The organism is Streptomyces lasalocidi (genome assembly GCF_005280215.1).
Taxonomy (GTDB): Bacteria; Actinomycetota; Actinomycetes; order Streptomycetales; family Streptomycetaceae; genus Streptomyces; species Streptomyces longwoodensis.
In genome coordinates, this window is the sequence record NZ_SZNQ01000001.1 from 33,472 (window position 1) to 57,307 (window position 23,836).

The following is a 23,836-nucleotide window of genomic DNA, read 5'->3' on the forward strand; positions in this document are numbered from 1 at the left end:
CGGCCGCGTCCGGTCAGTGATCCCGCCTCCGGCGGAACGTCGACATAGGGCGCTGCCACACTCTGGGCTTCCCGGACCCGCCATCGCGTGTGGCTGCCGGGCGCGCCGCCTCTGCCGGAGCGCTCTGCGTGCGCAGCCGCTGCCAGGCCGCCTGCCAGTGTGTGATCTGCTCATCGGGCACGCCGCATGCTGATAGGTAGACGGCTGTGGTGCCCCACGTCGCGGGAAGGTCAGGGCGGTTGAGCAGACGGCCGACGGTGCCTGCTGTCATGCTTCCGGCCGAACGCCCGCTGACCGCCTTTTGCGTCAGTCCACTGACCACGCGCACATCCGCGAGGGCGGTCAAGAATCCGGTCACGGTACGGATCGCGCGCGGATCCGGCCAGGGCCGCTCATCTGGACCCGCAGGTGCATCCGCAACGGCCGCAGCGGCAACGGGCCACGCAGGCAGGTTCGCATGGTTGCGTCCGAGCGCGACCCGGGCAGCGCTGTTGCGGTCCCGCGCCTGCGGGACAGGATGCCCGCGCGCCTCCATCGTCAGGCGCAGATGTCGGTACAGCGTCCCGAGATCCACCAGTGCTGGACCGCTGGGTATGCCCTGGCGCAGCGCCTCTAGCAGAGCGCCGGTGAAGGCCGTATAGGTCTCCCCCACCGGCGCCAGAGCTGTACGGGTCTCGGCAGCGGCTGCCAGCAGGAAACTGCCTTCTACCGCCGCTTGGTCGGCGAGCCCCGTTCCGGCGCTCATCCTCCCCAGAGCCAGACCGCTGTAACAGCAGTCCAGAATCACCACGTGCCGCTCGGCTCGGGAGTCCAGCAGCAGCACCTGGCGTACCCAGTCATAAGGCAGGCCGGTCTCTATACGGCCGAACTCGGTGTGCGGCAGAGCCAGAACGAGCTGATCCTGGGCATCGACCAGCCCGTGCCCGGCGAAGTAGACGATCAGTGTGTCGCTTGCTTCGGTGGCTGCCCGCCGCAGCTCGCCCAACACTGCGTGCGCGGCAACTGGGTTCTCCACGGCTGTCACATGCCGGTCCGGCAACTGCAGCGACAGCGGCCCACGCAGCAAGTCGGCCAAAGCCTGCACATTGTTCGAGACAGCCGGCAACTGCTCCAGATGTTCATACTGGCTCGTGCCCACCAGCACAGCCCTGGAGGCCCCCGGATCGGGCAGCACACTCATCGATTTTCGCCCTGCCCGCCGTCGATGGCCTCGAGTGCCCGTACCGCCCGGGCGATGTCGTCCTCAGAACCCTCCGCAAGGACGATCACCGTCTCCCCACGTCGGATCTCCACCTTCGGTCGCTGCGGCCGGCTCTGTCGCCACGCCGCGACCGCCAGCACGAACGACGCCGCGCTCCACCCGTTGCCTGTCACCAGCTCGAGTACATCCAGGGCCGTGCCCATCTCCCCGGGCTCCGGCCCACCACCCCGTACGCCCACCGCAGTGGACCGGCGCACTACAGGATCCGCACGCAACCAGCCCTGCAGCGAGCGCAATTCCCCCGCACCGAGACCGACCTGAAGCTCCAACCGCACCCCGACCTCCCCTGATCTGTGCGCCCACCCCCCACAATGCACAGCCGATCAGGAAACCCGCTACCGCACAACACCGCATCTCTGGCCCGACTGAACCCCAGAGCATCACCGGCAGGCCAGATTTCCTGGCCCGACTCGCCCGGCCGCGGCTGGTCCGGGTACGGCAACGCGGCGACCCATTCGATGCCCGTCAGACCCGATATACGCCAGCTTCCGTGCCCGCACCAACACGTAGCTCTCCTGGCCCCTGCACTGTCCGCACCCACCTACAGCACGTGAACGCAATTCTCCCGCGTGCCCACCGGCAGGAAGGGAACCGGCGCAAGCCGGCTCTCGGATGCCAGCCGTGCAGAACAACTTGACGGATCAATCGGAGCCATCCACCGGTATGCACGGTGCAGCTTGGGGGAGAATCGTGCAGAGCAGGGACTTAGATGAGCGGCGTGCGGGGGTACCTCATGACATCAGCAGGCGTGCCGGCACAGGCGGGTGGCACCTCAGCGACCGCGGGGCAGCGCGACCGGAATAAGGAGATCGGGCTCCTGCTCGAGGAATATCGGACGTTGCGGGAGGAGATCATCCACCGCGTGGCTGGGCGTATGCAGATGATCGGCTTTGCCGGCATCATCTCGGCTTTACTCGTCGTGTCGGACAGGCTGCACTTCGACGCACCCAGCTTTTACGTGGCGATCCTCGTCTTGGTGGTCGCCTTGCTGTGGTTGCGCGGCATAAACCGAGCCATTCAGCGCATCGGGCTTCATCTACGGCGCCTGGAAGTCCGTATCAACGACCTCGCAGCCCAGGGATATGGCAGCACTGAGCCCGTCTTGAGCTGGGAGACGGCGGCACAGGCCGGCCGGATGAGGGTGAAAGGGGTGCCCGGGTACGTCGGCCGCTTCGGCGGTTGGTACGACAGGGCCGATCGCCGCCCGCCGGCATCCTAGACTCCCTCCGCATGAGCCAGCTCCTGACGGCCGCACTTCCTCCTGGCGTCACACGCAGCCAGGTGAACACCCCCCGCGGCTGCTTCGCCGCCCTGGAATCGGACCCAAGCCCCGCAGGGAAGCGCGGCGATGTTCTCCTGCTGCCTGGATTGACGGGCAGCAAGGAGGACTTCGCCCCGCTGCTTCCCTTCCTGTCTCGACACGGCTACCGCGCCGTGGCCGTGGATGGCCGGGGCCAGTACGAGACGGCCGGCTCAAGCGACCCCGCTGCATACACGCCATCCGAGCTTGCAGCCGATCTCCTTGCGCTCACACGAGCCCTGCGCAGCGACTCCGTCCACCTCGTCGGTCACTCATACGGAGGATTTGTCGCGCGGCAAGCCGTGGTTCAAACATCGGCGGACCCAGGAGTTGTCCAGCCATGGTCCTCCCTGACTCTTCTCAACTCCGGCCCGGCCGCGCCCGCGCGCAGTCAAAGCCAGCGCATCCAGTTGCTCATCGAGGCCCTGCCAACGATGCCCAAAGATGTCATCTGGGAATTCATGACACAGAAGAGCACGACGGGGGACGCCGTTGACCTGATGCGTGATCGCTGGCTGCGCACGTGCACGCAACAACTCATCAGCGCAGGCCGTTGGATGCTGAACCCGCCATCGGCCTTGGCGGATCTTGAGCAATGTGACCTCCCCAAATTGGTCCTGGCCGGCAGTCCCGACGAAGCCTGGCCCGTGGCTGAGTTCGAGGAGATGGCGGCTCGGTTGGAGGCTTCCTGCGTCATCATTCGCCACGGTGGCCACTCACCGTCCGTCCACGAGCCTGCTTCTACTGCTGACGCCCTGGCTCGCTTCTGGAACCATTCGGAATAGGAAGTCGCTCAAGCCACCCGCAGCCGCGGCGACCTCACCGTACCGCCGGCCTGGACACGATCTGCTCCGGGTCGAGGGGGTCTGCTTCGCGTTCTGTGTCGGGAACGTGGAGGGCGACGGTCCAGCGCAAGCGACATGCGGCGATCGTGACCACGGGGCCGTCACCGCGGGGATGGCGGAGTGTGGGGAGTTGCCGCGGGAGGCCAGCCGTCGTGTCCGCGGGCGAACAGGAGCCGGGCGAGGTGGCCCGGGCCCGAGGGGGGCACGACCCGGGGGGCGTCGCGGTAGCGGTGGGTCTCGGTCTGCCAGGTGTGGTAGCCGCTCATCCAGGCGGTCATGACGCGGACGTAGGCGGCGACGTCGGCCTGTTCCCGTTCGGTGAGGGCGAGTTGGGTGCAGAGGGCGGGGACCTGTGCGGCCAGGCGGTCGAAGCGGCGCAGGCGCCGGGTCACTTCGCCGCGGGCCGCGGTGAGGGCTGCGCCGCGGGTGAGGTGGCGGGCCCGTTCCAGGACGAGGACGAGGTTGTCCATGTCGCCGCGGGCCTCCTCCTTCTCCAGGGAGTACACGTCGTTGCACATCAGGGTGACGTCGATGGCGGCCCGGCGCATCAGGCGCAGCTCGGGACTGTGGAAGGCGGACGCGGGGAGGGTGAGGCCGGCCGCGCGTTCCCCGAGGGAGAGGGGCAGGTCGGTGGCGGCGATGCCGCGCCGGACCTCGAGGTAGGTACGGAGGTCCGTCGGGGTGCCGCGCAGGCGGCCCCGCGCCTCGTGGGCCTGCGCGGCGAAGTAGTACTCCCATTCGTGGGCGGTCCGGGCGGTCCAGGCCGGGTGGGCGCCGTCGGTGCTGCGGGCCCGGATGTCCGCGAACGCCGTGGTGCAGGGGTCCGCGCCGGGCGGCGGAGGGGCGCCGTGCGTGATGTCGATCAGCGCCTGGCAGACGCGGGCGGTCCCGGCGGGGTCGCGGCCGAGGGGGCCGTCGAACTGGTCGTCGAAGACGAAGAAGAAGCCCATCGCGTCCGCCAGCAGGTCCAGGGCCGGGCCGCGGGCGTGCGGGAAGCCGAGCGCGGCCAGGCGCGGCATGTCCCAGGAGACGTACCAGGCCAGGGACCGGTCGTCGGCGGCCAGGCCGGTGCGGCGCACCCAGTCCAGGTGGTGCCGGCGGGCGCCGTCGACGTCGGGGCTGATCTGCGCGGCGGGCAGGCCGAAGGTCACGTCCTGGGGCACGGGTGGCTCCCGGGGCCGTGGCGGGCGGCGCGGGGCGGGCGGGCGCGCGTCATGCGCGGTCGGCCGGCGTCGTGAGGTCGAGGACGGGTGTTCCGGCCGCCCCGGCGCCCAGCCGGGCGAGGGAGAAGCCCATGGACTCGCTGACGCTCGCCGGGGTGCGGAACGCCCCGGTGTCGCTGATCCGCGCGAAGCCGTCGCGGACCGCCTCCGGGGTGGGGTCGTGCGTCCACACGACGCCTTCGGTGGCGCCCAGGAAGATCCGGGCGGTGCGGCGGCCGGCCGCGTGCAGGAGGTGGCCGGTGCAGGGGGCGTCCTCGTGGGCCAGCAGGGCCACCACCGGGGCGACGTGCCGGGCGGGGAACAGGTCGGTCAGCAGCGCGGTCGTGCGTGCGTCGTCCCGGACCGCCTCCAGGGACATGCGGGTCGCGGCGACGGGGACGACCGCGTTGACCTTGATGCCGTGGGCGGCGCCTTCGGCTGCCGCGGAGGTGGTCAGGCCGAGCACGGCGCCCTTGCCCGCGGCGTACGCGCTGAGCCCGGTGTCGCCGAACAGGGCGTCGGAGCAGGTGTTGACGATCCGCCCGTACCCGGCGGCGGCCATGTGCGGCCACACGGCCCGCAGCATGTTCAGCGTCCCGCCCGCGTGCGTGTCCAGCACCCGCCGGCACTCGTCGTCGGTGAGCTCGGTCAGCGGGCGCAGGATCGAGATGCCCGCGTTGTTGACCAGGGCGTCCAGCCGTCCGAACCGCTCCAGCGCGGCCGCGGTGAGGGCGCGCGCGCCGGCCGCGGTGGCCACGTCGTGCCCGTCCGCCAGCGCCTGCCCGCCCGCCGCCCGGATCTCCTGCGCGACGGCCTGTGCGGGCACGGGTGACGTGCCGTGTCCGTCGGTCGCGGCCCCCACGTCGTTGACCACGACCTGCGCGCCGCGCGCCGCCAGGAGCAGCGCGTACTCCCGGCCCAGTCCCCTGCCCGCGCCGGTCACCACGACCACGCGGCCGTCGAAGCGGACCTCGCCACGCCCCTCGCCACGCCCCTCGCCACGCCCCTCGTCCACCGCGACCACCCAGCCCACCCAGCCCTTCGGAGACGGCGCGCCGGGGCGGCTCCCCGGGGCAACCGCCCACCCTGCCCCTGCCGTTCGCGCCGGGGCAGGGGGCGCGCGGACCGAGTGGACGCACCCGTGCGCACCCCGGGTGCCGTTGCGCGCCGCGGGCGCCGCTGGGCGATCCGGCACGCGCCGCCGCGCGGACGCGGCAGCGTCGCGGGCGCCGCCGTGCCCTCGCGTACGACGGCGTGTCAGGGCGGCGTGTTCCCCGGTGCCGCGCCTCGCCCCCGAGGTGACGGGTGGGCGTCGTGAACGCCCGTCGTCCGCCCGGTGGTCGGCGGTGCCGGGGTAGCGTGATCGCATGACCCTCCACACCACCGTTGAGCGCGCTCAGCGCCTCAAGCAGCTGCACGCCCAGCACCAGCCGCTCGTGCTGCCGACCGTCTGGGACGTCTGGTCCGCGCGCACGGCCGTGGCCGCCGGATTCCCCGCGCTGACCATCGGCAGCCACCCCCTCGCCGACTCCCGCGGCGCCGACGACCACGAGGGGCAGACCTTCGAGGAGGTCATCGGCGCGGTCACGCCGATCATCGCGGCGGTCGACGTCCCGGTGTCGGTGGACCTGGAGGCCGGGTACGGGCAGAAGCCCGCCGACCTCGTCGCCGGGCTCGTCGAGGCCGGCGGGGCGGGCCTCAACATCGAGGACACCGTCCACTCCGACGGCGGCCGGGTGCGCAGCACCCAGGAGCACGCCGTCTTCGTCGCCGGACTGCGCGCGGCGGCCGACGACGCGGGCGTCCCGCTCTGGGTGAACGGGCGCACCGACCTCTTCCTGCACGCCCAGGACGCCGCCGGTGTCCTCGACGAGGCGATCGAGCGGCTACGGGCGCTGGAACAGGCCGGCGCCGACAGCGTCTACCCCGTGGGCATCCAGGACGACGACGAGCTGCTCACCGCCGTGACCGGCGCCGTCGGCGTCCCCGTGAACTCCACGGCCCACCCCGTCAAGCACGACCTCGAGCGCTTCCGCCGCCTCGGCGTCGGCCGGGTCACCTACGGCCCGCTGCTGCAGTTCGCCCTGACGGACAGCATGAAGGACATGCTCAGGGCCTGGGCGCCCTGAGCGGTCAGTACAGCTTGTTCACCGCCGTGACGGTCGTGGCCTTGAAGTCCGCCACCTGCGCGTCCTTGAAGGTGCCCAGCCGGGCCCAGCGGACGATCGTGACGGCGGCGCCGTCGCGGCCGACCGAGAACAGGGCGATGTCGGAGGAGCCCTGGGCGGAGGCGGTGTGGATGCCGTAGACGTCGGCGCCCTCCTCGACGTTCAGGTGGCCGTAGGACTTCTGCGTCGCCGTCAGGCCGGGGTCCTGCCGCATGAGGGTCTTCGCGCAGCCGGCGAGGTCCTTGCGCAGCAGGGCGGCGAACTCCTTCGACCACTGCTCGCTGCGCCCCTCGACCGTGAGCTGCTGGGCGTTGGTGTCGTAGTCCGTCGTGTACTCGCGGTGCGAGGTGATCGACGGCAGCGCCTCGCCCACGCACATCGGCAGCGGGTCGGGCTGGCCGGCGGTGACCGGGCCCGCGTACCAGGGCGAGGCCGGGTACGGGGGCAGCTCGGCCGGCTCCAGGAACCGGGGGGTGTCGGAGGCGGGCCGGGGGGCCGCGGCGGCCGGGACGGCGGTCGCGGCGACGCCGGCCACGGCCGCGAGCGCGGCCACGGCGGCCAGGGTGGTACGGGTGCCTCGGGCGCGGATGTTCATGGTCTCCCCCATCGGTGGTGCCCGGTTGCCCGGGCGGATGCGCGGGCGTGTGCCCCCGCCCCCTGTACGACCGGTCGGCGGCCGGGTGCGTTGTGCGCGGGCCTGCTACGGATGTGTCCCGAATGTCACGGGCCGGTCCGCCCGCCGCGGTCCGGCCCCGCTCCCCCACCCTGGCGGCCGTGTCCGTGCGCGGGTGCGCCACACTGGTGTCCGCCCCCACCTTGCAGGAGCAGCACGATGAACCGACCCCGCCGCCCGGCGCTCGTCCTGGCGCTGGCCGGACTGCTGGGCGGATGCGGCACGGCCGCGCAGACGCCTTCCCCCCGCGCGACGGAACGGCCCTTCTGGAGCGCGGAGTTCGCGGGTGCGGCCGGTACCCGTCCGTCGGCCCGGTCCTGGAACACCGAGACGGGCAACCGGGAAGCCGAGGGGTGGGGCAACGACGAGCTGCAGTACTACACGGACGATGCGGCCAACTCCGCCCTCGACGGCGCGGGACACCTCCTGATCTCGGCGCGGCGCGCCCCCGCCGGCGCGCAACTGCCCTGCTACACACGGGAGTGGTGCCCGTGGACCTCCGCCCGGCTCACCACCGAGGGGAAGGTCGCGCTCAGGCGCGGGCGGGTGGAGATCCGCGCGAAGCTGCCCACCGGCACGGGGCTGCTGCCCGCGCTGTGGATGCTCGGCGACAACGGCGTCGAATGGCCCGGGCAGGGGGAGATCGACATCTGCGAGGTGGTGGGCGGTGAGCCGCGCACGGTGTACGGAACCGCGCACGGGCCGAGCTACTTCAACGAGAACGGGCTCGGCGGCTCCACCGCCCTGCCGGGCGACGCGTCGCGGGACTTCCACGTCTACGCCGTCGACAAGCAGCCGCACCGCATCACCTGGTCCGTCGACGGCGAGCCGTACTTCACGCTGACCCCGTCGAAGCTGCCCCGGCCCGGCGACTGGGTCTTCGAACAGGACCTGCACCTGCTGCTCAACGTCGCCGTCGGCGGCGACTGGCCGGGCCCTGCGGACCGCTCCACGCCCTCCCCCGCGACGATGAGCGTGGACTACGTGCGCCTGTACGGCGAGGGCACGGCCTGAGCCGTGGGGCCGGTCAGTGCAGGATGCTCACCGCGCGGGAGATGACCAGGAGCGAGGTGATCAGGGCCGAGACGCTCTGGATGCTCATCAGCAGCTTCGCGCGGGTCGACAGGGGCATCGTGTCGGTGGGGCTGAACGCGGTGGAGTTCGTGACGGAGACGTAGAGGTAGTCCACCAGGGTGGGGACCCAGTCGGAGGTGCCGCTGGCGCCGTCGGCCACTTCCTGGATGGCGTCGTCGTTCTCGTCCTGCGAGAAGCGGAAGTCCGCCAGCGGCAGGGCCGAGCGGGGCACCTGGGTGCGGCTGACCGGGCCGCCGCGGTCCAGCTCCCAGTAGGCCAGGCCGAAGACGATGATGTTGGTCAGCCATACCTGCAGTGCCGCCACCAGCAAGGACTTGCCGTCCTTGACCCCGGCGTAGACCAGCTCGTGGACCAGGATGACGAGCGCCACCAGGTTGCTGACGGCGATGGTGCCCACGAGCGTGAGGGACAGCACCCGGAACGCCCTGGTCTGCCGGGTCAGCCGCCTGGGGTTGATGGCGACCAGCGGGACGAGCAGCAGGCACTCCAGGGCGGGCAGCACGTAGCGCGGGGCGACGAGCAGTTGCTCGGGCAGGAACAGGTACAGGGCGATCGCGGTGAGCGTCGCGACGACCGCGGGCAGCCGTACCTCGCCCCTGCGTTCGTGCCGGGGATGCCTGGTGCTCGCCTCCGCGCGCGTGCGTGCCATACCGACCGGTCCTTCCCCTCGCCGCCGCTGACAGCGCCAGGAGGCCCGCTCCGTCATCCGGTGCAGGTCACCTGGCACCTGAAGCATCTACCCCGAGTACGGCGCTCCCCCGCCACCGCGCCCGGCGGCGGGGTTGGGCGGCGGGTCAGGCGGCGGTCGCGGTGAAGCTCTGTGCGGGTGAGCCGTCGCACGTGCGCTGGGTGAGCTGCGCGCTGTCGGTGGCGGTGGCGGCCGCGGTCAGGCACTTGCCGCTGTGGCGGGCGGTGAAGTGGTAGCGGCCGGCGGCCTCCTTCACGGGGAGCCACTGCTGGTTGCGCCCGCCGGTGTAGGTCCACAGCTGCAGGGGGGCGTTGTCGGCGCCGGACACGTCGGTGACGTCGATGACCTGCTGGGGGTCGGGGCGTACGCCGATGCGCCGGTATCCGCTGTCGGTGGCGGCGAGCCGGAACTGCTGGGCCTGGGTGCCGTTGCAGGTGTACTGCTGGATCGCGGTGCCGTTGGCGGTGGCGGCGGCGCGGGCGTCGACGCAGGTGCCGTTGCCGACGTTCCTCAGGGAGTACGGGGACGTCTCGGAGAGCGTGTCGTCCGGCGGGGTGGTGGTGCCGGCGCCGCCGAGCCACTTCAGCCCGTCCAGCAGGAAGCGGTTCTGCGTGGCGCTGGCGAACGTCGAGGACGTGCGGGTGTTGGTGGCGTAGTTCATCGCGTTGTGGCCGAAGTTCGCGTACAGCATGCGGTACTTCGTGTTGGTCCACAGGATCGGGTAGTAGCCGCTGTACCAGGACTGGTCGGGGTCGGTGCCCAGCGGGAAGCTGCTGGGGTCGACCGAGGCGAGGACGGTGATGTCCGGGTTCTGCCGCAGGTCGTTGGACCAGCTGTACCACTCGCTGACCGACGACGTGAAGGTGGCGGGCAGGTTCATGGTGGAGGGGTGGGTGCGGTTCTCGACCTTCAGGGTCGCGGCCGTCGGGCCCCAGGTGTTGGACCGGAAATTGCCGCTGCCCAGGAACTGGTCGTGGTACCAGGGCCAGCTCGCCGCGTCCGTGGTGAAGGCGGAGACGTGGAAGCCCATCCAGGCGCCGCCGGAGCGCATGTACTGCTCGAATCCGGCGCGTTGGGCGGCGGTCTGCGGCAGGTCGTCGAGGAACAGGACGACCTGGTAGGCGTTGACGCCGCCGTTGGCGAGGAGGTTCCAGTCGTTGCTGGCGGTGTAGGTGAAGCCGTTCGCGGCCGCCTGCCGGGGCAGCCAGTCGTTGGCTTCCTTCTCGAAGTCGATGTGTGCCGCGTCCCAGGTGCCGCTGTACAGGCCGAGCACCTTGAAGGGGGCCGCCGCGGGGGCGGCGTGCGCGGCTGGCGGTGCGGCGAGGGTGAGGAGCGCCGCGAGCAGGAGGAGGATCCGCAGGGCGGTGCGGGCGGGTGCGCAGGGGGCGGTGTGCGGTGCGTGCATCTGCCGATCGGTCCTTTCGTCCCGGTCCCGGGGTGTCAGCCGGTGTACTTGGCGAGGATGCCGGTGAACTGCCAGGCGCTCTGTGCCACGCCCGAGCAGGTGTCGTCGTTCGGGTAGGCGCCGGAGCAGGGCCGGTCGCGGTTGGCCGACCAGAACGTCAGGCGCGCGAGGTGGTGCTGCTGGGCGTAGCCGAGGATGGTCTGGAAGTCGGCCGGGGTGACGGTCTCGCCGACGTCGGTGATGCCGTTCATGGAGGAGATGCCCATGCCGCGGTAGGCCTGGTCGTCGCTGTAGCCGTAGGCGTTCTTCAGGGCGTTCTTGAGGCCCTCGGCCGCCCGGGTGGTCAGCGTCCCCATGTTCTGGCCCGCGCCGCCGAAGTCGAACGGCATGATCGTCCAGCTGTCCACGGTGAGGCCGGAGTTCGCGGCCCGGTTGATCAGGCTCGTGTCGGGCCCGGACTGGTCGGTGCCGATGGTGACGTACACCTTCAGGCCGGGGTTGGCGGCCTTGACGGTCTTCAGCGCGTCGACGGTGCGCTGCTGCACGGTCGCGTTGCTGTAGGCGTCGGCCTCCAGGTCGATGTCGATGGCTTTGAGGCCGTAGGCGTTGATGACCTTCTGGTAGGCGCCGGCGAGTGCGGAGGCGCTGGTGCAGGAGCTCTCCAGCTTGTTGCCGCTGTAGCCGCCGAAGGAGGGGATGACGTCGCCGCCGTTGGCGCGGACGGTGGTGATGGTCTGCTGGTCGACGCCGCCGGTGAGCGGGCGGGCGCCGTCCCACTGCGGGGTGCAGGTGCCGTTGCTGAGGACGAAGGCGAGGGTGAACCACTTGACGCCGGTGGCGTTCATGATGGTGACCGGGTTGGGCGGGCTGCCCCAGCCGTTGTAGAGGTAGGGGGCGACGGCCATCGGGGCGGCGGGGGGTGTGCCTGTGCCGTCGCCGGCCGCCGGTGCGGTCCACTTCTGGTTGGCGGCGCCGGTGCAGCTCCAGATCTGGACGGGGGTGCCGTTGGCGGTGGTGTTGCCGGTGACGTCGGCGCACTTGCCGGACGGCTGGCCGACGAGGTCGCGGGCGGCGGTGACGGTCCACTTCTGCTGGGCGCCGCCCGTGCAGTCCCACAGCTGGAGCCGGGCACCGTTGCTGGTCGAACCGCCGGTCACGTCGAGGCACTTGCCGAGGGCGCGGACGGTGCCGTCGGTGCCGACGGTCCACTGCTGGGCGGCGGTGCCGTTGCAGTCGTAGAGCTGGACGGCCGTGCCGTTGGCGGAGTTCGCCCCCGCCACGTCGAGACACTTGCCGCCGAGTCCGGTGATGGTGCCGGTGGCCGCCGTGGCGGGGGCCGCGGCGAGGGCGCCGCCCGCCGATCCCGCGAGCAGCGCGGTGACGAGGACGGCGCGCAGCGCGGCCCTGCGGGCGGGGGCGGGGGTGGGGGCGGATGCGGGCAGGGGGGATGTGGGGAGCGTGGGGTGCATGGGGGGTTCACAGCCCTTCGGGGAAGGCCATCGGTGGGGGCGACGGGCACCTGATGTTCATGTATGTGAACATCAGGTGCATTCATGAAGCTGCGGCGAACTGGAACCTAAAGGTCTACGCCAAAGCCGTCAAGAGTTGAAGCCGAAACAGCCGTCAACGGGCCTGTGAACGCGGGAACTTGAAGGACTGGAGGTGGCGGAGTCGATGCTCCCGGCCGCCCCCCGGGGCCGGCGCGGTGTACACGGCGTACGCCGCGCCGGGGGCCCCCGTCCTAGGCCAGGACGGCACGGACGGCGGCCGGGTCCCAGTAGTAGGGGCGGATCTCCCGGATGCGTCCGTCGCGCACGGTCATCTCCTGCACGATGCGCGTGTCCAGCTCGCGTCCCGTCCTGCGGGCCGTGAGCCGGACCCGGTTGGTGATGACGACCTGCTGTCCGTCGACGAAGCGGCGCTGTTCGAGGAACTCCATGCGTTCCCACATCTCGCCCATGACGGCCATGAACCGCTCGATGCCCTCCGGCCCCTGCCAGACACCGGAGTAAGGAAGCCCGGGGGCCTGGTGCAGGGTCACGTCCGGGTCGAGGCAGCGCGCGATCGAGTCGAACGCGGCGCGCCCCGGGCCGCCCGCCGCGACGTAGTGCGCCTCGGCGTCGTAGAACCGCTCGAGCAGTTCGGTCGTGCTGTCCTGGTGTGCGCTCATGCCCGTCCCTGTCGCTGTGTCGCTGCCGTGAGTGATCATCGGCCGGACGGTGGATCTCCAGGGTCGCCGGGGACCGGTTGAGGGTGATGTAGTGCAACCGCGTCGTGCCGCCACCCGGGAGGCACGGCGGCGGCCTCGCACCGGCCGGGCATCGACAGCGAGGTGAGGGTGAATCCGTCGCCGGACTCCTCCCCCACCAGCAGCAGGTCGCCGAGCGGGCCGGCGGTGGTGGTGGTGGTGGTGGTGGTCCAGTACCGCATGGTCGCCTCCTTGCGGGGCGGTGTGTTCCGTCGTCCACCCTGACGCATCACGAAAGCGGCGGCTGGCGGGATTCGGACCTCGCGCTGGAACCGTCCCGCCGGCCGGCCGCGGGGGGCCGCCCTGGTCCGGGAGCACACTGCCGTACTCCCGGACCAGAGGGCCGTCAGCTGCCCGAGCACACCGCGCCGTTGAGGCGGAAGGCCGTGGGGTCGGGGTCGGGGCCGTCGTTGGCGCCGACGAAACCGAAGGAGGCCGTCGACGCGCCGTCCGCGGCCAGCGCTCCCGCGCCCTCGGGCGCGGTCACCCGTACGTGCCGGCCGGTCTGCGTGAACGTGGCGTTCCAGCCGGAGGACACCGACTGGCCGTCGGTCGGCCAGTCCCAGTCGAGCGTCCAGCCGGTGACCGGGGTGGCGGAGAGGTTGCGGACGCTCACCGTAGCCACGAACCCGTTGCCCCAGCCCGTGTCGCGGTGGTACGTCACCGCGCAGACGGCGTCGGAGGGGGTGCCGGTGGTGAACGTCAGCGGGCCGGACGGCGCGGCGAGCCGGCCCGCGGCGTCCGAGGCCAGCACGTCGACGGTGTGCGTGCTGCCCGCGGGCAGGTTCCTCAGCGTCATCGAGGTGCCGGCGCTCTCGCCGACCGTCCACGTGTGCGCGCCGTCGCGCTCCTGGACCAGGTAGCGGGCCGCCCCGGGTGCGCCCGCCCAGGACAGCCGGGCGGTGGTGTCGGTGACCGCTTCCAGCTTCGGTGTGCCCGGCGTGCCGGCCGCCGAAGCAGCGGGTCCCGTCCCGGACTTGGGGCTGAGTGTGACGGTGAGCATCCCGTACGCCGGCACGGTGACCCGCGAGGCGGTCGCCCCGGCGCCGGTGACGTCGGTGATGTCGCTGTCGCCGCGCGCGTAACGGCGTGCGGCGGGGGTGGCGGCGGAGGGGGTGAAGCCGGTGTAGGCGAGGTCGACGGTCCGCGCGGCGTCCGGGTTCTTGTTGATGAGCAGCACGCTCAGGCGCCCGTCGCGGCGCTGCACGGCGTGCGCGGAGACGTCCTGCGCGGAGGACGCGGCGGCGACCATGGTGTCGCCCGTGGTGCCCAGCTCGGTCGTCATCTTCATGCCGAAGTACGGGTGGAACGGCGTGTTCGCGGGCGGCTGGCAGACCGCGCCGCTGCACGCGCCGCTGGAGAGCATGCCCATGTCGCCGTAGTCCGTCTCCCCGTCCACGGTGCTGATCTGGCCCGGCCCGTTGTGGGTGTTCCACCAGTCGACGGTGAACACCCCGTTCTCCAGTGCCGTGGCGAAGGCGTCCGCGGCGAACAGGCCGTTGGGGCGCGCGGTGAGCAGGGCGCCGCCGGTGTTGGTGTTCACCTCGGTCAGGGCGATGCCGATGCGCGGGGAGTCGGCGCCCGCGTACCGGTCGAGCTGGCGGCGCACCTCGCGCAGTTCGCCGGGCAGCCGGGTCAGGCGGGACAGGGCGGCGTCGGCGGTGGTGTCGGAGCCGCCCGCGTACCAGTGCACGCTGACGAAGTCGATGACGTCGGTGACCTGGGAGAGCACGGTGTGGTTCCAGTCGCCCGGATCGCCCTGGCCGACGACGCCGTCGGGCCAGTTGCCCGGTGCGGTGAGGACCGCGCCGATCTTCACGGTCGGGTCGACGGCCTTCATCGCGGCGGCGTAGGCGCGGACCTGACGGGCGTACTCCTGGGGGCTCTTGTCGGCGTGCTCGTCGTGCTCCCAGCCGCTGCCGTAGTGGTCGTTGCCGTAGATCTCGTTGCCGATCTCCCAGTACTTCGCGCCGTAGCCCTTGGTGACGTTCGCGTAGCGGACCCAGCCGGCCGCCTCCTCGGGCGTGCCCGAGCCGTAGTTGGCGATGAGGACGGGCTGGGCGCCGGTGGCGCGGACGGTGCCCATGAACGCGTCGAACCCGGTGCCGGGCGCGACGTACCCGCCGGGCGCGGTGTGCGTCTGCCAGTGGTAGATGTCGGCGTACGAGCCGCCCGGGTAGCGCATCGCCCCCACACCGGCCCGCTTCATCAGGGACGCGACCTCGGGGTCGTTCATGTGGGAGTCCCAGACGGCGGCGTTGACCCCGCGCGCGGTGTCGGTGAGCCGGCCCAGCGACGCCTGCGCGTTGACCTGGACGGCGACGTCCGCGGCGGGCTCCTCCCCCGCCGCGGAGGCGGGACCGGCGGCGCCGAGCGGGGACAGCAGGGCGAGCGCGGCGGCCAGGGCGGCGGCGGTGCGCACGAGGGAACGGGGGCGGGGGCGGGAGCGGCCGGGTCGGCCGGATCTGCGCGGTAAGGGCATGGGGTCCCCCCTCAGGGGCCGACGGCAGGACGGTGAGCGCACGCATGGGAGCGCTCCCATGATGGGAGGGGGGTGATGCCCTGTCAACGGACGGGACAGCCGGGACGGGGGCCGGGGGCTGCCGGCCCCCGGTCAGCCGGCCGGGGTCAGCAGAACCAGCCGTTCTGCACGAAGCCTTCCGCGTTGACGTCGCCCCAGGCGAAGCCGCGCACGTACTCGCTGCCGAACTCCGCGTAGTTCTGGTGCATGGTGAAGGTCTGGCCGTAGGTGAGCCGGCCGAACGCCGAGCCGCCGTAGGAGCTGCGGACCTCGAGCGTCTGGGCGCAGACGGTCAGGCGCTGGCCGATGTTGCCGTCGTGCGCCCAGCGGTAGGGGCCGCCGGCGTAGGCGGCGGACTGGGTGAGGGCGAGCATCAGTGCCGTCAGGACGGCGGTGACGGCGGTGAGCACACCCGCGAGGGCGGCGCGGGGCATCGGCTTGGACGGGTGGCGCAGCGCTGACGCGGTCACGGGGTTGTCTCCTCGGCTCGGTGGCACGGCACGCACACGGTAGGTGAACGGCCGTGCCCCGCGCAGCAGGTGACATCCGGTCAGGTGTCAGTCCTCGGGTTCCCAGGCGCGCAGCAGGTCGAGCAGGGACGCGTCGCCGTCGATGCGCACACCGTCGGCGGGGACGCGGTCGTAGAGGTAGAGGACCAGGTCACTGGCCGTGGCGCTGACGCGGGCGCCGGGGGTGCCGTCCGGGCTCTCGCCGGTGGCGGGCATGCGGGTGGACCGGGCGCCGTCCCCGTCGAGCGTGAGGCGCCAGGAGCGGCCCTCGGTGGCGTGGAAGTCGAAGGCGGTGGGCTCGTGCGGCCAGGCGGCCGTCGTCGCGCAGCAGGTGGACAGGAACTCGTCGACGCCGTCGAGTGCCACCTGCTGCGCCAGCGGCTGCGGGGCGCCCAGGACGACCTGGACGTCGTAGGTGTGCACCGCGGTCTCCTGGAGCCGGTGGCGGGCGACGGCGCCGGAGCTCTGCGGCGAGTGCGACGCGCCCCACCACGTCCAGCACCCGCGCTGCGGGCCTGCCTCGCGCAGGGCGTCCAGCAGCAGTTGCGTCGACTCCCGCGACCAGTCCAGCAGGGCCGCGCGCTCGCGGGGCGCGGTCAGGGCGGCCCGCTCGGCGATGGCCTTGGCCGGGGGGACGTCGGCGGGACCCGCGCTGAGGACGGCGGCCCAGAAGCGGTCCCCGCCGCCCAGGTGGTGCACCAGGTCGTACAGCGTCCACTCGGGGCAGGTGGGCACCTGCGCGTCGAGGCTGGGGGCGGAGGCGACCGCGGCGCGGAAGGCGCTCGCCCGTTCGTCCGTCAGTCGCCGCAGGTCGGAGAACTCCAGTGTCATGGCCACAGCCGGTGTCTATCACCGTGCTCCGCCGGCCGGACAGCGAATATCGCCGCCGTTGCGACGGGAGCCGTCGTAACGGCCCTTGTGACGGCGGTGACAGGACCGGGACACAACCGGCCACAACGGTCAGCGGGGATCGCCCGTCCCACTGTGCGTGGACGGCGACGACCGGCCGTCCCGCCGTGAACCGACAGGGGGAAACACCATGAAGCCGATCCGCCGCAAGGCAGCCACCGCAGGCGCCCTCGCCGTACTGGCGCTGGGCGGCACGCTCGCCGCGACCGCACCGGCCTCGGCCGCCACCGCCGGCGCCTACAACGGGGCGTGCGGCGCGGGGTACGAGGTCTTCACGTCGACTCCGGTGATGTCCTCGCAGCGGACCGTCGCCGCCACCACCTATGTGGCCTACAGCTCCGCCGACCGGCAGTGGTGCGCCGTGACCGTGCGCAGCAAGCCCGGCGCCCGCGTCTTCATGGAGGTCACCCTGGACACCTGGCCGACCAGTACCACCCCGGCCCGCGACGCCGGCTCCTACACGGCCTTCGCGGGCCCGGTGTACAAGGACCTCCCCGAGCCGGGCCGGTGCATGACCTGGAGCGGTTCGATCGACCTCTACTACAACTCCGACCGGGGCCTGTGCCCCTGACCCGCCGGCGTGTGCGCGAGCTGCACCGGGCCCGCCCGGTGGTGCCTCAGTCGGCCCGCATGCTCTGTGCCGGTCCCAGGTACGTCTGCGGCAGGCCTCCGGTGTCGATCAGGAGGCGCTGGACGATCAGGGTGGGGTCCACCGCCCAGAGGGTGAGGCGGTGGGGGCCGGGGGCGGTGAGTGTGTGCCGGGTGGCCGTGCGGTTGACGTTGTCGGAGGTGTTGCGGGCCCAGGGGGTGTTCATGGTGGTGTCGTCGGCGCCCGTGGCGGCGATGATGTCGACCGTCCGGGGCGGGGCGTCGTCGAAGGAGACCGCGTAGCGCAGGCCGGTGCCGGTGGGCAGGGCCGGGTTGCGGGGGGAGGCTTCGACCCAGAGGGTGACCTCGCCGCCGGGGGGCGGGCCCAGCAGGGTCACCTCGTACTCCAGGCGGGCGGAGGTGGTCCGGCCCGGGGTCTGCGGGGGTGCGGTGACCGGCCAGGGGGTCATGCCCGAGGTGGTGCGGCCGATGCCGTCAAGGCGGTGCCAGGTGCCCACGGCGCGGTCGTGGTGCTCGGCGTCGATCGCCACGTAGCCGTTCGCCTCGACGAAGCCGCGCAGGCCCCGCCGGGAGGGGATGCGGGCGGTGCAGGTCACGGTGACCGAGGTGCCGGCGCCGGTGACGGTCAGGGTGGCCCGTGCGCCGTCGTGCGGGACGCGCGGGAAGTCGGCGCGGACCTCCAGGCGTACCTGTTGCTCCACGCGGCCCCGGGGCCGGTCCACGGTGAGCCAGGGGGCGGAGGTCTCCACGCGGTAGGCGAAGGGGGTGCGGCCGCGGTTGAAGACCTCCACGTACTGCTGCGGGCGGGTCTGGAAGGGGCTGAACTCGGGCAGCTGCGCCGGGGTGCCGGCCGCGCCGTGCGGCCACCACCGGCCGGTGTCCTGCGCGCCGTCCACGCACACGCCCAGGGCGGCCGCCTCGGGCAGTTCGATGCGGCGCACCGCCGGGAACAGCACGTCCGGCAGGGCCACGTTGTCCTTCTCCGGCTGCTGCCAGGGCGCGTTGGGGCCGTAGCGGTCGACGTCGCCGTAGTCGATGTGCGGCTGGGTCTGGAAGCCCTGCCACTTGCCGTTCGCGACCCGGGAGTTGAAGCGGTCGGCCAGGGCCAGGTCGCGGGCCAGGCCGTCCTGCGCCTGCTGGGCCAGGTCGCCTGTGCGGGCCCGGCCCTGGGCGGCGTAGAGGAGGTTGGTGAACTCCGCCCGGCGCAGGGCGTAGAGGTTGGCGGTGGCCTGGACCTGGTAGCCGGCCAGTTCGAACCAGGCGTCCTGGAGCCGGGCGGGCAGGGCGCGCGCCACGCGGTCCGCCTCCTTCGCCAGGTCCTGCCACTCCTCGGTGACGCGGTCCAGCTCGCGGTGGGCGAAGTAGTAGGGCGTCTGGCGGTCGTCGTACACGACCTGGCCGTCGCGCTCGGTGATGCGGCGGTTGAGCAGCTCCGGTTTGCGGCGGGCCTGCAGGCGGCCGTAGCGCGAGAGGACCGCCGCGACGGCGCCGGCCGCGTCCTCGCCGAAGTTCTGGCGGGCGTAGCGCCGTTCCCACTCGGGCAGGTGCTCCTGCGGCCAACGCGCGGGGTTCCAGGCGTAGGTGAGGAAGAACTCCGTGGGCAGCTCGTTGCCCTTCAGGTCGCCGACGTTGGCCACCCACAGGCCGTGGCTGCCGAAGGCGTGGGCCTGGTGAAGCTGCTCCCAGGTGTTGGTGAGGTTGGCGGTGTCGACCCACTTGTAGTTGCGGCCGACGCCGACGTAGTCGAAGTGGTAGTACAGGCCGTACCCGCCGCCGCGGGCGGGTTCGGCGGGGTCGGGGTGCTTGCGGATGTTGCCCCAGTTGTCGTCGGTGAGGACGACCGTGACGTCGTCGGGCGCGCGCAGGCCGCGGTCCCAGTAGCGCTGGACCTCCTTGTACAGGGTCCACACCTGGGGTGTCTCGGCGGCCGGCCGGCCGGTCACCTCCTCGATGATGCGGCGCTGGGCGGCGATGATCTCCCGCATCAGCTCGATGCCGTCGCCGTCGGGCAGGCCGGTGTCGCCGTTGCCGCGCATGCCGAGGGTGACCACCCCCTCGAAGCCCTGGTCGGCCATGCGGCGCAGGCCGGCCCGCCAGTACTGCTCGATCGCGTCGGCGTTGCGCAGGTAGGACCACTCGCCGGTGCCGCCGTAGGGGTCGTGGCCCGGGGTGACGACGGCGCCGGAGGCGTCGCGCACGGCGGGGGTGGCGTGCCGGTTCCACTCCTCGATGCCGCGCATCATCGGCGCCTCGTGGGAGGTGCCCATGACGATGCCGTACTCGGCGGCGCGGCGGTGGTTGTCGGGGTCGTCCTCGGCGAAGGCGCGGCCCCAGACGGCCGGCCACAGGTAGTTGGCCTTCAGGCGGAGCAGGAGTTCGAAGACCTTGGCGTAGAAGTCGGCGGTGAAGCCGCCGGGGTGGCCCTCGGCCTTGCCGGGGCCGAAGTGGGCGGGTGCCCAGGTGCCCAGCGCCGGGTTCTCGTCGTTGAGGAACACTCCCCGGTACTTCACGGCCGGGGTGCCCTGGGTGTGGCGGCCGGGCAGGATCCAGACGCGGTCGTGGTGGGGCGGCGGCACGTCGTCCCACCAGTGCCAGGGGGAGACACCGAGGCCGTAGGAGAGGTCGTAGGCGCCGAAGATCGTGCCGCGCGGGTCGCTGCCCGCGATGACCAGGGCCTGCTCGACGCCGGGCAGGGGGTGGTCCACCACGGTCTGCAGGGAGGTCTCCCAGCGGCCGCGCACGCCGGTGGTGTCGAGTTTCCCGGAGGCCGCCAGGGAGTCGACCAGCCGGCTGCGGCCGAGGGTCCCCACGAGCACGGCGCGGCGGGCGACGGTGCCGGCGGGGCGTACGCCGGTGACGCGGGCGATGTCGGCGCGCAGGTCGGCGGCGGCGCGCACGACTCCCGGGTGGTCGTCGTCGTCGACCAGGACCGGGGCGCCGACCAGCGGGAAGGCGCCGGGGTGCGGGCGGTGGGCGGCGAAGGAGACGTACGCTCCCGGGTCCGTCACGCGCGGGGCGGACGGGCCGGGTGCGTCCGCCCCCGCGGACGGCGCGGGCAGCGCGACGGCCGGTGCCGCCGCCGGCACCGCGGCCGCCAGCCCGGTGCCCAGGACAGCTCTGCGACTGACGTGCGCGGGCATGACGGACCCCTCCACCCCATATTCGGCAAGCGACCTGACAAATGGTGGGTGCCGTGGCCGTGGGGGAACAGGGGGCGTGCGGGCCGAATAGTTTCGGAAGGGCCCGGTCCGTGCCGCCCCGCGCCCCGGGCAGTGCGGTGCGGGTGCCGTCAGGCGCCCTGGACGGCCGGTGCCTTGAAGCGGAGCGACTCGGCGTCGGGGAGGTTGCGGCGGGTCAGGGCGGAGAGGGTGGCGCCGGGGCCGATGTCCAGGAACGTCGTGGCCGCCAGGTCCTCGTTCAGGACGCGCAGGGTGGCCGTCCAGTGGACCGGGCCGGTGAGCTGGCGGGTGCACAGCTCGCGCCAGTGCGGGCCGCCCCGGTGGGCGGTGGCGTCGACGTTGGCGACGACCGGGACCGTTCCCGCCGTGAACCGCGTCAGGTCCAGGGCCTGGCGCAGCGGGGTGGCGGCCGGGGCCATGAGCGGGGTGTGGCAGGCCGCGGTGACCGGCAGGACGGTGCAGCGCAGGCCCGCCCCGGCCGCGCGGGCCGCGGCCTGCTGGACGGCCGTGCGGCTGCCCGCGATCACCGTCTGCTGGGGGCTGTTGTGGTTGGCCACCCACAGGTCGCCCTGCGCGGCGGCCACCAGCGCCTCGACCGTGTCCAGGCCGGCGCCCATCACCGCGGCCATCGCGCCGGGGCGCAGCCGGGCGGCGTCCGCCATGGCGCGGCCGCGCTCGCCCACCAGCCAGGCGGCGTCGGCCACCGACAGCACTCCCGCGGCGACCAGCGCCGCGTACTCGCCCAGGCTGTGGCCGGCCACGGCGACCACGTCGGCCGCCGGGTCGGTGCGGCGGAACTCGGACCAGGCCAGCAGGGAGGCGGTGAACACCGAGATCTGGGCGTGGTCGGTGCGCGAGAGAGTCTCCTGGTCCGCCGCCAGCAGCAGGTGGGCCGCGTCGAAGCCGGAGGCCCGGGAGACCTCCTCCACCAGGGCCCAGGACGGGGTGTCGCGCCAGGGTTCGCCCATGCCGGGGCGCTGCACGCCCTGGCCGGGGAACAGGACGGCGATCCGGGGTGCGGTCCGGGGGGCGGCCGGTTCCTCGACGTGCGTCTCCATGGTTTTTTCCTTTGTCGGTCGGGGGCGGTCCGGATCATCTTCCGCGGTCTTTCCTCAAGGGGCGGCACGGTGTTCACCATGCGCTCGCTAAAAGACCGCACAAGAACTCTCCCGGTTTCTCCGGCAGCCTTTTCCCGCCCCGTTCCCGGCTTTTTCCCGGCTTGAGTCAGGCATTGCCGCGCAGGGCCGACTCTCGGTGTCGTGCTTCACCGACGGAGCGACGAAACGGCATACGGGACGGGAGGCGTTGCATGACCACCGTGGTCGAAAAACCCCCGGGGAACGCGGTCGAGGCCGCACAGCCCCTGCGGGCCGACACCATGCACGTGCGGGTGGAGGAACTGCGCAGGCTGCGGGCCGAGGTGCACGCCGGGCCCGGGCAGCGCGCCACCGAGGCGCAGCACGCACGCGGCAAGCTCACCGCCCGCGAGCGGGTCGAACTGCTGCTGGACGAGGGCTCGTTCACCGAGCTGGAGCCGCTTCGGCGGCACCGCGCCACCGGGTTCGGGCTGGAGGACAAGCGGCCGCACACCGACGGCGTCGTCACCGGCTGGGGCACCGTCGAGGGGCGGCAGGTGTTCGTCTACGCCCACGACTTCAGGATCTTCGGCGGCGCCCTCGGCGAGTCGCACGCCGCGAAGATCCACAAGCTGATGGACCTCGCGGAGGCCTCGGGCGCGCCCCTGGTGAGCCTGTGCGACGGGGCCGGCGCCCGCATCCAGGAAGGGGTGACGGCGCTGGCGGGGTACGGCGGGATCTTCAGCCGCAACGCCCGCTCCTCGGGCGTCATCCCGCAGATCAGCGTCATCCTCGGGCCGTGCGCGGGCGGCGCCGCCTACTCGCCGGCACTGACCGACTTCACCTTCATGGTGCGGGGCGTGTCACAGATGTTCATCACCGGGCCGGACGTGGTGCGCGCCGTCACCGGTGAGCAGGTCAGCATGGACGAGCTGGGCGGCGCCGACGTGCACGCCTCGGTGTCGGGGGTGGCCGCGTTCGCCTACGACGACGAGGTCAGCTGCCTGCAGGACGTGCGCTACCTGCTGTCGTACCTGCCCTCCAACAACCGCCAGGCACCGCCCGTGCTGCGCGGCGGGGACCCGGCCGACCGGCGCACCGACCGCCTCACCGACCTGGTGCCGGCCGACCCCGCACGCGGCTACGACGTGCGCGAGGTCATCGAGGAACTCGTCGACGACGGCGACTTCTTCGAGACCCACCCCACCTGGGCGGCCAACGTGGTGTGCGCGCTGGCCCGGATCGACGGGCACGTCGTCGGCGTCGTCGCCAACCAGCCCCTGGTCAGCGCCGGTGTCCTGGACATCCGTGCCAGCGAGAAGGCCGCCCGGTTCGTGTCGCTGTGCGACGCGTTCAACATCCCGCTGGTCACCCTGCTGGACGTGCCCGGGTTCCTGCCCGGGGTGGAGCAGGAGCACAACGGGATCATCCGGCACGGCGCCAAGCTGCTGTACGCGTACTGCAACGCCACCGTGCCGCGCATCCAGCTGATCCTGCGCAAGGCCTACGGCGGTGCCTACATCGTCATGGACTCGCGTTCCGTGGGCGCGGACCTGTCGTTCGCCTGGCCCACCAACGAGGTGGCGGTGATGGGCGCGGAGGGCGCCGCCAACGTCATCTTCCGGCGCCGCATCGCCGAGGCCGACGACCCCGCCGCGATGCGCGCGCGGATGGTGGACGAGTACCGCTCGGAGCTGATGCACCCCTACTACGCCGCCGAACGCGGGCTCGTCGACGACGTGATCGAGCCGGGCGAGACCCGCGCGGTGCTCGCCCGCGCGCTTCAGATGCTGCGCACCAAGCACCGGGCGCTGCCGCAGCGCAAGCACGGGATCACCCCGCTGTGAGCGGCCGTCCGCCGGCAGCGGCCCCGACCGACGCCCCGCGCGGGGCCGTTGGCGCGGCCGGGCCGCTGGAGCTGCTGCGCGAGGCCGCGTTCCGCGTGGTGCGCGGCAACCCGGACGCCGACGAACTCGCAGCGCTCGTCGCGGTCCTGGTGGCGCTGTACGGACGCGCGGACGCCGGTGCCGGCGCCGCCGACGACGCGGCCGGTGCCGCGCCGCGGGCCACCTGGGACCGGGCCGGGCACGCCTACCACAGCCCGCTCGCCTGGGTGCTTTGAGCCCGCTTTTAGTGAGCGCTTTGCCG

22 protein-coding genes are annotated in these 23,836 nt (G+C 72.7%); 7 read left to right on the forward strand and 15 right to left on the reverse strand.

Features of this window, described 5'->3' with window-relative positions; translation table 11 throughout:
• Positions 1 to 13: 13 nt before the first annotated feature.
• Positions 14 to 1,180: a caspase family protein gene (locus E4U91_RS00160; RefSeq protein ID WP_137304621.1), complete on the reverse strand. Its 1,167-nt coding sequence runs from the start codon at positions 1,178 to 1,180 to the stop codon at positions 14 to 16.
• Positions 1,177 to 1,578, reverse strand: a complete 402-nt coding sequence (locus E4U91_RS00165; protein WP_338326658.1) for an effector-associated constant component EACC1 — start codon at positions 1,576 to 1,578, stop codon at positions 1,177 to 1,179. Before E4U91_RS00165 ends, E4U91_RS00160 begins: the two co-directional genes overlap by 4 nt.
• A gap of 392 nt (positions 1,579 to 1,970) precedes the next feature.
• Between E4U91_RS00165 and E4U91_RS00170 the strand changes: the two genes are divergently transcribed.
• Together E4U91_RS00170 and E4U91_RS00175 are read left to right on the forward strand one after the other, a co-directional pair.
• Positions 1,971 to 2,480 carry a hypothetical protein gene (locus E4U91_RS00170; RefSeq protein WP_206666894.1) on the forward strand — a complete coding sequence of 170 codons (510 nt, stop codon included), beginning with the start codon at positions 1,971 to 1,973 and terminating at the stop codon, positions 2,478 to 2,480.
• Positions 2,481 to 2,491: 11 nt separating this feature from the next.
• A complete protein-coding gene (locus E4U91_RS00175; protein ID WP_137304624.1) occupies positions 2,492 to 3,346 on the forward strand; it encodes an alpha/beta fold hydrolase in 855 nt (284 codons plus the stop codon).
• 161 nt (positions 3,347 to 3,507) lie between these two features.
• Here the strand turns inward: E4U91_RS00175 and E4U91_RS00180 are convergent, their stop codons facing one another.
• On the reverse strand, positions 3,508 to 4,569 hold the full coding sequence (locus E4U91_RS00180; protein WP_277755253.1) for a terpene synthase family protein: 1,062 nt from the start codon (positions 4,567 to 4,569) through the stop codon (positions 3,508 to 3,510).
• 49 nt (positions 4,570 to 4,618) lie between these two features.
• Complete coding sequence (locus E4U91_RS00185) at positions 4,619 to 5,623, reverse strand: SDR family NAD(P)-dependent oxidoreductase (protein ID WP_241678441.1); 1,005 nt, start codon at positions 5,621 to 5,623, stop codon at positions 4,619 to 4,621.
• A gap of 352 nt (positions 5,624 to 5,975) precedes the next feature.
• Here E4U91_RS00185 and E4U91_RS00190 point away from each other — a divergent pair, with 352 nt between their 5' ends.
• Complete coding sequence (locus E4U91_RS00190; RefSeq protein WP_137304626.1) at positions 5,976 to 6,737, forward strand: isocitrate lyase/PEP mutase family protein; 762 nt, start codon at positions 5,976 to 5,978, stop codon at positions 6,735 to 6,737.
• A 4-nt stretch (positions 6,738 to 6,741) separates the two neighbouring features.
• Here E4U91_RS00190 and E4U91_RS00195 read toward each other — a convergent pair whose 3' ends face one another.
• Positions 6,742 to 7,371, reverse strand: coding sequence for a hypothetical protein (locus E4U91_RS00195; protein ID WP_137304627.1), 630 nt, complete (start codon positions 7,369 to 7,371; stop codon positions 6,742 to 6,744).
• A 237-nt stretch (positions 7,372 to 7,608) separates the two neighbouring features.
• On the opposite strand from E4U91_RS00195, the gene E4U91_RS00200 reads away from it, so the two are divergent.
• Entirely contained in the window at positions 7,609 to 8,463 is an 855-nt protein-coding gene (locus tag E4U91_RS00200; RefSeq protein WP_137304628.1) for a glycoside hydrolase family 16 protein, read from the forward strand.
• 13 nt (positions 8,464 to 8,476) lie between these two features.
• Here the strand turns inward: E4U91_RS00200 and E4U91_RS00205 are convergent, their stop codons facing one another.
• The 8 genes from E4U91_RS00205 to E4U91_RS00240 form a co-directional block, all read right to left on the reverse strand.
• Positions 8,477 to 9,193: a hypothetical protein gene (locus E4U91_RS00205; protein WP_137304629.1), complete on the reverse strand. Its 717-nt coding sequence runs from the start codon at positions 9,191 to 9,193 to the stop codon at positions 8,477 to 8,479.
• 145 nt (positions 9,194 to 9,338) lie between these two features.
• On the reverse strand, positions 9,339 to 10,637 hold the full coding sequence (locus tag E4U91_RS00210) for a ThuA domain-containing protein (RefSeq protein WP_137304630.1): 1,299 nt from the start codon (positions 10,635 to 10,637) through the stop codon (positions 9,339 to 9,341).
• A 35-nt stretch (positions 10,638 to 10,672) separates the two neighbouring features.
• Positions 10,673 to 12,106, reverse strand: coding sequence for a lectin (locus tag E4U91_RS00215; RefSeq protein ID WP_137304631.1), 1,434 nt, complete (start codon positions 12,104 to 12,106; stop codon positions 10,673 to 10,675).
• Positions 12,107 to 12,378: 272 nt separating this feature from the next.
• Positions 12,379 to 12,807: a nuclear transport factor 2 family protein gene (locus E4U91_RS00220; RefSeq protein ID WP_137304632.1), complete on the reverse strand. Its 429-nt coding sequence runs from the start codon at positions 12,805 to 12,807 to the stop codon at positions 12,379 to 12,381.
• A 35-nt stretch (positions 12,808 to 12,842) separates the two neighbouring features.
• A complete protein-coding gene (locus tag E4U91_RS00225; RefSeq protein ID WP_137304633.1) occupies positions 12,843 to 13,067 on the reverse strand; it encodes a hypothetical protein in 225 nt (74 codons plus the stop codon).
• 164 nt (positions 13,068 to 13,231) lie between these two features.
• Positions 13,232 to 15,367 carry a cellulose binding domain-containing protein gene (locus tag E4U91_RS00230; RefSeq protein WP_137304634.1) on the reverse strand — a complete coding sequence of 712 codons (2,136 nt, stop codon included), beginning with the start codon at positions 15,365 to 15,367 and terminating at the stop codon, positions 13,232 to 13,234.
• A 146-nt stretch (positions 15,368 to 15,513) separates the two neighbouring features.
• Positions 15,514 to 15,876 carry a hypothetical protein gene (locus E4U91_RS00235; RefSeq protein ID WP_206666895.1) on the reverse strand — a complete coding sequence of 121 codons (363 nt, stop codon included), beginning with the start codon at positions 15,874 to 15,876 and terminating at the stop codon, positions 15,514 to 15,516.
• Between the two features lie 87 nt (positions 15,877 to 15,963).
• A complete protein-coding gene (locus tag E4U91_RS00240; protein WP_137310580.1) occupies positions 15,964 to 16,746 on the reverse strand; it encodes a maleylpyruvate isomerase family mycothiol-dependent enzyme in 783 nt (260 codons plus the stop codon).
• A gap of 208 nt (positions 16,747 to 16,954) precedes the next feature.
• Between E4U91_RS00240 and E4U91_RS00245 the strand changes: the two genes are divergently transcribed.
• Positions 16,955 to 17,395, forward strand: a complete 441-nt coding sequence (locus E4U91_RS00245; RefSeq protein ID WP_137304635.1) for a hypothetical protein — start codon at positions 16,955 to 16,957, stop codon at positions 17,393 to 17,395.
• A gap of 46 nt (positions 17,396 to 17,441) precedes the next feature.
• Here the strand turns inward: E4U91_RS00245 and E4U91_RS00250 are convergent, their stop codons facing one another.
• Both E4U91_RS00250 and E4U91_RS00255 read right to left on the reverse strand, forming a co-directional pair.
• Complete coding sequence (locus tag E4U91_RS00250; protein ID WP_137304636.1) at positions 17,442 to 20,573, reverse strand: glycosyl hydrolase 115 family protein; 3,132 nt, start codon at positions 20,571 to 20,573, stop codon at positions 17,442 to 17,444.
• A gap of 149 nt (positions 20,574 to 20,722) precedes the next feature.
• A complete protein-coding gene (locus E4U91_RS00255) occupies positions 20,723 to 21,670 on the reverse strand; it encodes an ACP S-malonyltransferase (protein WP_137304637.1) in 948 nt (315 codons plus the stop codon).
• Positions 21,671 to 21,921: 251 nt separating this feature from the next.
• On the opposite strand from E4U91_RS00255, the gene E4U91_RS00260 reads away from it, so the two are divergent.
• Both E4U91_RS00260 and E4U91_RS00265 read left to right on the forward strand, forming a co-directional pair.
• The gene (locus E4U91_RS00260; protein ID WP_168218035.1) at positions 21,922 to 23,535 is read left to right on the forward strand and encodes an acyl-CoA carboxylase subunit beta; all 1,614 of its coding nucleotides are present in this window, start codon (positions 21,922 to 21,924) and stop codon (positions 23,533 to 23,535) included.
• Positions 23,532 to 23,810 carry an acyl-CoA carboxylase epsilon subunit gene (locus E4U91_RS00265; protein ID WP_137304638.1) on the forward strand — a complete coding sequence of 93 codons (279 nt, stop codon included), beginning with the start codon at positions 23,532 to 23,534 and terminating at the stop codon, positions 23,808 to 23,810. The genes E4U91_RS00260 and E4U91_RS00265 overlap by 4 nt, the downstream gene beginning before the upstream one ends.
• Positions 23,811 to 23,836 lie beyond the last annotated feature (26 nt).